Genomic DNA, 432 nt, shown 5'->3' on the forward strand with positions numbered 1-432 from the left:
GATAAATCTTAAAAAAATAATAATTGGTAATACATTCATGTAGGGATATGGTAACCTAGTCTTGAACTAACTAATTATTCGGGGGGTAAATTTATTGAAAAAGACTTCAAAAGCTTCACACAAATTATTTAGAGCTGCTTTAGCAACAACAGTAGCAACTGGGGCATTCGTTGCGGCTGTTCCAGCAGAAACAAATGCAGCAATTAGCTTCAAAGATGTAACGAATCCGGCAGTGCACTACTATAAGCCAGTTTTAGAATTGGCAGAACGTGGTGTAGTGAAAGGGTACGATGATGGTACATACCGTCCAAATGCTTCTGTAACACGTGCACAATCCGCAAAGATTCTAGCACACGTACTAGACTTGGACACAGTAAATGTAAAAGATCCTGGATTTAAGGATGTAAAAAAAGGTACGCCGTATTATGGTCC

The 432-nt window shown here is 38.7% G+C and carries 1 protein-coding gene; it reads left to right on the forward strand.

What is annotated here, in order from left to right:
• Window positions 1–94: 94 nt before the first annotated feature.
• Window positions 95–432, forward strand: a 338-nt coding sequence (locus CSV68_RS16690) for an S-layer homology domain-containing protein (protein ID WP_143561027.1), incomplete at its 3' end; no start/stop codon positions are given.

This window comes from Sporosarcina sp. P29 (assembly GCF_002743265.1).
Lineage (GTDB): Bacteria > Bacillota > Bacilli > Bacillales_A > Planococcaceae > Sporosarcina.